General features: G+C 37.1%; 16 protein-coding genes. All 16 read right to left on the minus strand.

The features are described from left to right. Positions 1 to 187 (minus strand): hypothetical protein (locus tag AAIB49_RS19030; protein WP_343458959.1); only part of this gene is annotated, 187 nt, incomplete at its 3' end. Positions 188 to 198: 11 nt separating this feature from the next. Further along, entirely contained in the window at positions 199 to 399 is a 201-nt protein-coding gene (gene fbpA, locus AAIB49_RS19035; protein ID WP_343458960.1) for a Fur-regulated basic protein FbpA, read from the minus strand. Further along, a complete protein-coding gene (locus AAIB49_RS19040; RefSeq protein WP_343458961.1) occupies positions 396 to 584 on the minus strand; it encodes a hypothetical protein in 189 nt (62 codons plus the stop codon). Before AAIB49_RS19040 ends, fbpA begins: the two co-directional genes overlap by 4 nt. Before the next feature lies 1 nt (position 585). Next, the gene (locus AAIB49_RS19045) at positions 586 to 1,143 is read right to left on the minus strand and encodes a dUTP diphosphatase (RefSeq protein ID WP_343458962.1); all 558 of its coding nucleotides are present in this window, start codon (positions 1,141 to 1,143) and stop codon (positions 586 to 588) included. A gap of 11 nt (positions 1,144 to 1,154) precedes the next feature. After that, complete coding sequence (locus AAIB49_RS19050; protein WP_343458963.1) at positions 1,155 to 1,430, minus strand: hypothetical protein; 276 nt, start codon at positions 1,428 to 1,430, stop codon at positions 1,155 to 1,157. A 35-nt stretch (positions 1,431 to 1,465) separates the two neighbouring features. Next, entirely contained in the window at positions 1,466 to 2,278 is an 813-nt protein-coding gene (locus AAIB49_RS19055; RefSeq protein WP_343458964.1) for a DNA adenine methylase, read from the minus strand. Between the two features lie 162 nt (positions 2,279 to 2,440). After that, on the minus strand, positions 2,441 to 2,794 hold the full coding sequence (locus AAIB49_RS19060) for a hypothetical protein (RefSeq protein ID WP_343458965.1): 354 nt from the start codon (positions 2,792 to 2,794) through the stop codon (positions 2,441 to 2,443). Next, positions 2,787 to 3,209 (minus strand): hypothetical protein, encoded by a 423-nt coding sequence (locus tag AAIB49_RS19065; RefSeq protein WP_343458966.1) that lies wholly within the window; start codon positions 3,207 to 3,209, stop codon positions 2,787 to 2,789. Before AAIB49_RS19065 ends, AAIB49_RS19060 begins: the two co-directional genes overlap by 8 nt. Beyond that, positions 3,193 to 3,495, minus strand: a complete 303-nt coding sequence (locus tag AAIB49_RS19070) for a helix-turn-helix domain-containing protein (RefSeq protein ID WP_343458967.1) — start codon at positions 3,493 to 3,495, stop codon at positions 3,193 to 3,195. The genes AAIB49_RS19065 and AAIB49_RS19070 overlap by 17 nt, the downstream gene beginning before the upstream one ends. Then, positions 3,495 to 4,415 carry a replication protein gene (locus tag AAIB49_RS19075; RefSeq protein ID WP_343458968.1) on the minus strand — a complete coding sequence of 307 codons (921 nt, stop codon included), beginning with the start codon at positions 4,413 to 4,415 and terminating at the stop codon, positions 3,495 to 3,497. The genes AAIB49_RS19070 and AAIB49_RS19075 overlap by 1 nt, the downstream gene beginning before the upstream one ends. 27 nt (positions 4,416 to 4,442) lie before the next feature. Beyond that, positions 4,443 to 4,985 (minus strand): endonuclease domain-containing protein, encoded by a 543-nt coding sequence (locus tag AAIB49_RS19080; RefSeq protein ID WP_343458969.1) that lies wholly within the window; start codon positions 4,983 to 4,985, stop codon positions 4,443 to 4,445. Positions 4,986 to 4,997: 12 nt separating this feature from the next. Continuing rightward, on the minus strand, positions 4,998 to 5,162 hold the full coding sequence (locus tag AAIB49_RS19085; RefSeq protein WP_343458970.1) for a hypothetical protein: 165 nt from the start codon (positions 5,160 to 5,162) through the stop codon (positions 4,998 to 5,000). Continuing rightward, on the minus strand, positions 5,152 to 5,499 hold the full coding sequence (locus tag AAIB49_RS19090) for a YopX family protein (RefSeq protein ID WP_343458971.1): 348 nt from the start codon (positions 5,497 to 5,499) through the stop codon (positions 5,152 to 5,154). Before AAIB49_RS19090 ends, AAIB49_RS19085 begins: the two co-directional genes overlap by 11 nt. A gap of 27 nt (positions 5,500 to 5,526) precedes the next feature. Further along, the gene (locus tag AAIB49_RS19095) at positions 5,527 to 5,694 is read right to left on the minus strand and encodes a flagellar FlbD family protein (RefSeq protein WP_343458972.1); all 168 of its coding nucleotides are present in this window, start codon (positions 5,692 to 5,694) and stop codon (positions 5,527 to 5,529) included. 16 nt (positions 5,695 to 5,710) lie between these two features. Next, positions 5,711 to 5,893, minus strand: a complete 183-nt coding sequence (locus AAIB49_RS19100; protein ID WP_343458973.1) for a hypothetical protein — start codon at positions 5,891 to 5,893, stop codon at positions 5,711 to 5,713. A 4-nt stretch (positions 5,894 to 5,897) separates the two neighbouring features. Continuing rightward, positions 5,898 to 6,029 (minus strand): PD-(D/E)XK nuclease-like domain-containing protein, encoded by a 132-nt coding sequence (locus AAIB49_RS19105; protein ID WP_343458974.1) that lies wholly within the window; start codon positions 6,027 to 6,029, stop codon positions 5,898 to 5,900. Positions 6,030 to 6,046: the final 17 nt, after the last annotated feature.

Here is a 6,046-nt window from a genome sequence, read left to right on the forward strand (position 1 = left end):
GCTTATAAATCGCCTCGTAATACTCGTCATAAGTAGTTGTCACGTACTTATTGCGCTTGTTAAAATGCTTGTTTGGGATAGATACTTTTTCGATTCGCTTTACACACTCAAATCCTGCCTTTTCTTTGTCTATGCATAGTAACAAGCACTTTCTTTTTGTCGATGCCCTAACTACACTTACTGTCATATCAGCACCCCTTATTTTTCTGCATATGCTTTAGCAGCCTTATTCCGTTCTTCCACATGAAGCCATTCCAATGTATATAAGGACAAATCCTCTAGTTTTCTTCCATCGCTAGTTTGGTAAATATCTAGATTGTGCAATTGCTTGATGAGAAACTTCTTACGCTGACTGACTTCTGTAGCTTTTAGCTGTTTGTCAATCGCTTCTAGGCTCAATATGCTTCCACCTTCCCTTTTGTTTGATTTGCTTTTCTTAGCTCCCTATCTATCAAAATCTGATTAATGAACAGTTGCCATGTTACTTTTTGCTTAGTTCCCTTTTGTGGTCTTCCTTTTCGGGTAATCACGATGTCGATTATTTTATTACCGAACAAATCCTCATGCCTTTTAGTTCTTTTCATTTCAATAACCGTTATTCTGCCGTTCATGATTCACCTTATTTTTCTCCAAGTATGCTTGTTCGATTTGATTCCAACTGAATCCTAACATGTCTCCCAATCCCAAAAAGTGTTCAAGTATTTCGAACCAATCGTGCACATCTAAATCTGTCTTAAGATATTTATTAAATCTAATGAATTGTTCCGTAATACTATAGCTCTCTTGATAACTTATATTGTCTAACGCCCATTCATTTGGAACATTTAACTCTAACCCAATACTCAAAATAAAGTGTAAGCAATCCACGTATTCTTCTAGGAGTGGGTTTTTGTGCGGATTAACATTCCATTCTGTAGGTGTTCCATCATCATCCCAATCGGTAGGAATACTTTCTACTGTTCTAGGCTCCTGGTCCTCACTCCAAAACTTAAACCCTCGCCAATTTTGAGCTAGCTCACCTAATTCCACTTGTAAAGCAAGGATCTTTTTAGAAAGTCTATCCTCACCCTCTTGCCTTGGATGTTCCTGTTCAATGTGAGCGTCCAATCCTGCTTGTATCTCGAATAAATATTCTAGTCTCATAGGTTTACCTCCTAGAATTCACTAGTTGCAAAGAAGTCTGGTTCTTTACAATACTTTTTAATATGATTTGCTATCGTGTCCTCATCTGGTGTTACTCCGTCATGATAATAAGTGAATACTTTATCCATGGGCTCTTGTGTCACGGCTTCATCACCATAGCATTCTACTAATTCCTGATAGCAATCTTCCCCGCAACAACTGACGTACATCTCTATTGCCTTTTCTTCACTTTCATGACATACCCAATCACAACGATCATCACCAAACTTGAAGATTTTTAAATCCATTTTCTTTTCCTCCTTCGCTTTTATCCAACTATGCATTAAATCACCTCAAAAATACTTAACTGACTATTCTTTTTACTAACGGCTGGGTTCAACCATAGAATTTCTAATTTTGATTGAGCAGCTTCTGTTTGAGCTATTTTAGTAATCTTCGTCCATCCTGGAAGTAAATCATTGTATAATTCACTGTCGTATCCACTTAAAAGCACGAACCCACTATGATTATTCAACGTTTTAAGTAACCTGATATGTTGCTCATTAGTCATTTCATGAGCATAATGCCTTTTTGTTCGAGTTTCTAAGATATAAGGTGGATCAGCATAGATTAAACAATCTTCTCTGTTGTAGCGTTCAATTAGAGTAATCGCATCTTGATTTTCAATTTGTACTTTCTTTAACCGTTTGGCAGCCTCAAGAATTGTTCCGGGAAGACCATTCCAATCGGGCAAAGCATTAACAGTTGCTCTGTCTATGTTATGCCTCCATCCTGTTCTATCGGATGTTTTTCCACCTCTAGCCATCCAGCAACGAATCAAGAAAACTCTCGCCCTTTCAATGTCTGATAAATCTCGTTCCAATAATTCGAACGACTGGTAGTATTCGTCTCTTGAATATGGTGTAAATTCAATTGCCTGAGCTAGTTCTTTTGGTTTTTCTCGTATTACTTTGAACAAATTAACAATATTTCCGTCAATGTCATTTACTGTTTCGATTTTCGAAGTCGGCTTATTAAATAGCACTGCACCACTTCCAAAGAACGGTTCTAGGTATACATTGTGTTCAGGCATTTGTTGGATAATCCACTTGGCCATATTCCACTTTGAGCCTACATAATTTAAGATTCGCTTCAAATTCTCACCCCTTACTGCCGTAAATTAGCTACCAATCACTTTCTTTTCCCCACAGGCTCAAGAACATACCTTCTCCCACTAACAGTAATCACTGTCGGGATGTTCTTTTTGACTTTCTTCACCGTAACTACCGGGCGATATTTTTCTCCCTTAGAGAATGTTCTAGGCATTGGCATCACCTTTTATAGCTTGACGCGCTTTAAACCCTCTATCGATATCTACATTAGATTTTTTTAGACCTGAATCCTTGCCATAATCAACTTCTCTATCATGGTTTTCTGGGTCTGCATAAAACTCTAGTGCTTGTTTGTAGCGTTGGTTTTCCAATTGTGTTGTGTCAATTTGTCTAATCAAGTTATCCCTTACAGTCCGCAAATTATCTGCGTATTCAGCTTGTTTAATTAGCCAATCAAAATCCCCATTACTCACCATGAAGAAAACTTCTTCTTGACCATTGTGTTCATAATTCGGATGTTTTAAAGTTTGTTTTATTTCTTCCAACCTCTCCTTACTCATTCGCATGTTCCTCCTTCCACTTCTTTATCCGAGCATCTGCATATGGCTTACCTGACCAATGACTTAATTCCTCTAGGTAAAAAGGTTCTGAACACCTAGGACAGCAAGGAAGCATCTTTCTACCTCGATATTCCTTTTCTAGCTTTTTGATAGTTACTAACCACGGTTTATAATTAGCTATTTGTTTTCTTTGTTCTAACAGATTGTTAACTTGTTCTTGCAACCTTTCACCATTTCTGGCCAATTCATACATAGCATCGTATGGATCAATAACTGCCCCACATTCTTGACAGGTGATACGTCTATTTTGGGTATCAACCATAAATCTACGGTTATCACATTTACATATTTTTTCGATACCACGGTTGATTCTTAATTGGTCAATACCAATGACTTTATCAGGTAGTTTGCTCACCTTTACCCCTCCTAATCAACTCTTTGCCGGGCACTAATAAACTAGACCCTCTCGAAAATGCCTTCTGAATATCATCAATTTTTCCATCCATACCGTATTCGTAGAGTGTGAAGAACACTTCATGTGGATTACGCTTTACGGCCTTTGCTATGTATCTCACACTCTTTCCTTCTTTCCAGAGCCTTAATATTTCTTTTTCTTGAAATTCCGTGACTCTAAAATCTAAATCCTTTTCATCAAAAAGAATTCGTTTAGGTTCCTTTTTCTGGGCAGCAGTCTTTCTCATCAGCTACCACCTGCACTTCGCTTATATTCTTCTAACATAGCAGCAACATCCTCTCTGCTTGCCTCGGGTTCAGGATTCGGTAGATTGTTAGATTGCTTTTTCCTTTCCTTGAACCAGTCTGGGACGATTTCTTTTGGTTTGGATTGATAATAGGTTCCTTTGTTCTCCTTTTGTCTTTGAAACTGAACTTCTAATGCTTTTAATTGATCTAAGGTCTTTACATTTTTCTTAGCCCACTTCTTCAAAGCCCCCTCTGCGTAATCGAAATCCTTGCCAGCCTTTAATGCTATCTTCATAGATTCGATAACTAGTTCGTCAGAAAGATCGTTACACCAATCGGTAATACTTTGCGTAACGAAAGGTGAAAGCACTCCGAAATTTTGCTCGTAAAAAGTGTGAGGATTTGACGTGCTACTATTACTACTACTTTCTTTAATATTTTCTTTATATATTTCTTTAATACTTTCTTTCTTGGGTGAACTATTGTTCACCTGTAGGGGTGCACTATCGTTCATCTGTAGAGGTGAACTATTGTTCACCTGTGGAGGTGTATTATCGTTCATCTCTGAATGATTGTTCACCTGTTGTTCATTCGTTCCGCTGCGTTGTATTTGCCATTCGTCATAATTTTTGTTAAATCCAATGATTCTGGGTTGATTAAAACTAGCTTTTTGTAGTTCGCGAAGTACCTGTAATTCAATCAAATTACCAACCTCTTTTTGTACCTGGCGTTTAGAAATTCCTGTTGCATTAACAAGAAAGGAAATTGATATATTATGTTCTTTCCTCTTAAATCCGTAAGTGTAGCGCCAAACAACCAATATGATTCTTAGTTGGGTTGCATTGAACTTAAATAACGGCATTACTTCTAATAGTTCATTTGCTATTTTCGTAAAGCTGTTTGGTTGAACGTTTGCCAAATCCTCACCTCCTCACACAATTCACTTTTAAACACTGTCCCAATAATCTTTTAAACCAGTTTTGGTGTATATGATGTCGCTTATTTCGCTTATACACCTAACTGGCCTATCCCATATTTCTGCTCCAGTAAATCGAATAACTGTATATCCTTCACTTGCTAAATTTCTGTCTTTTGATTTATCTCTAGCTGCTTGTTCTTTAGTCTTCTCGTGAAAATCGTGACCATCACATTCAATTGCAAACTTGTGATTAGTGTCACCAACTGTACACTCAATAAAGAAGTCCAATCTGTATCTCTTTCCGTTTACTACAACGTTTTCTTGAGCACTGGATTTTACATGTGTTCTTAGCTCCATATCACCAAGTTCTGTTCGTAATTCTGTTTCTAAATCGTATAGATAAATCATTAGAAGTTGTTCGATTGGAGACTCACATCTATTAGTTGCAAACACCAAAGAAGCTAATCTAGCGTCTTGGCTTTTGTTTATTTCATCCCTAACTCGTTTAGGGAGTTTTTTGAATGCCTTTTTCTGATTGCTAATAAAATCATCCACTGAGTTTCTAGCCACTACCTCACCCCATTACCTGTTAATCTCACAAACTGCAAATCTGCCTTTTACTTTTTTGATGGTATATCCTTCGTAACGCTGCATATACTGTAGTACTAGCTTCTTTAAATGCTTTTCATCTTGCGCCTGCTCGAAGATCCAATTCGGCAGGCGTACATTTGAAATGTTATGATTCATTGTTTAACAACTCTGGATTATCAAATATATTTCCAATTACTTCCGCAAACGCATCTTGGTCGTGTTCTACTTCAACCGGAAACATAATGTCGTAATAATCTTTACCACTGTCATGGCATTGATACATAAATGCACCGTTCCTAAATTCAACTACGAGATAAGGTCTGCTTAAGTCTGTTGAAAGGATATCACCATCGAAAATGGGATTTCCCTTCTTATCAACAACCCCTGTATATTGTTGTACATTGTCTTTTTCAACCCACAAAGGAACGTTTTTAATTCCGAAATACATCCACCTTTTTGTTGCTGGATGTTTAGCGCGAAATCTAAACTCCATAATCTCCACCTACTCCCATATCAAATTTCACTTAATTAATTTAACTATGTCCTCATAACTTTCTTTAATGTGAATTTGTCTACCATCAGATATGAATATTGCTGTTCTATCTCCTAGTTGTTTAATTTCCGTTATTTGATTCACATTGAGCAATGACTTAAAATTGTCGAAGTGGTCCGTTACTTCGATTAACATCCCATTCACTCCCATATCAAATTTGAATTTCTATTTCGTTTTCGCACTTTTCGCATTGGATATCAAAACTATCTAGTTGTGTGCCTGATAAAGTTCCTACAACATAAGGAACAATACTGATATTGTCTTGATATTTATGTGAGTCATTTTTAAATTCTTGCTCCGTGCCACACTTATTGCATTTGATAGTAAAGCTCATAAAATCACTCCCATATCAAATTTCCAACCTCAATCGTATCTTTCAACTGCTTTGTCATTCTGCAGTAATCACACTTCTCACAACGTACTGGATCCGCATGACCATTCTTCACTTCCATGATTCGCTCAAGCTTCATTTCTGTGTATTCATACT

The sequence above is a fragment of the Ornithinibacillus proteolyticus genome, assembly GCF_039581225.1.
GTDB classification, from domain to species: Bacteria; Bacillota; Bacilli; order Bacillales; family Amphibacillaceae; genus Ornithinibacillus; species Ornithinibacillus massiliensis.

Coding starts and splice junctions, on each gene's coding strand:
- AAIB49_RS19100 (WP_343458973.1), bottom strand. CDS start 5,893: ATGAGCTTTACTATCAAATGCAATAAGTGTGGCACGGAGCAAGAATTT.
- AAIB49_RS19050 (WP_343458963.1), bottom strand. CDS start 1,430: ATGGATTTAAAAATCTTCAAGTTTGGTGATGATCGTTGTGATTGGGTA.
- AAIB49_RS19060 (WP_343458965.1), bottom strand. CDS start 2,794: ATGAGTAAGGAGAGGTTGGAAGAAATAAAACAAACTTTAAAACATCCG.
- AAIB49_RS19045 (WP_343458962.1), bottom strand. CDS start 1,143: ATGAGACTAGAATATTTATTCGAGATACAAGCAGGATTGGACGCTCAC.
- AAIB49_RS19105 (WP_343458974.1), bottom strand. CDS start 6,029: ATGAAGCTTGAGCGAATCATGGAAGTGAAGAATGGTCATGCGGATCCA.
- AAIB49_RS19070 (WP_343458967.1), bottom strand. CDS start 3,495: ATGAGAAAGACTGCTGCCCAGAAAAAGGAACCTAAACGAATTCTTTTT.
- AAIB49_RS19085 (WP_343458970.1), bottom strand. CDS start 5,162: ATGAATCATAACATTTCAAATGTACGCCTGCCGAATTGGATCTTCGAG.
- AAIB49_RS19040 (WP_343458961.1), bottom strand. CDS start 584: ATGAAAAGAACTAAAAGGCATGAGGATTTGTTCGGTAATAAAATAATC.
- AAIB49_RS19090 (WP_343458971.1), bottom strand. CDS start 5,499: ATGGAGTTTAGATTTCGCGCTAAACATCCAGCAACAAAAAGGTGGATG.
- AAIB49_RS19095 (WP_343458972.1), bottom strand. CDS start 5,694: ATGTTAATCGAAGTAACGGACCACTTCGACAATTTTAAGTCATTGCTC.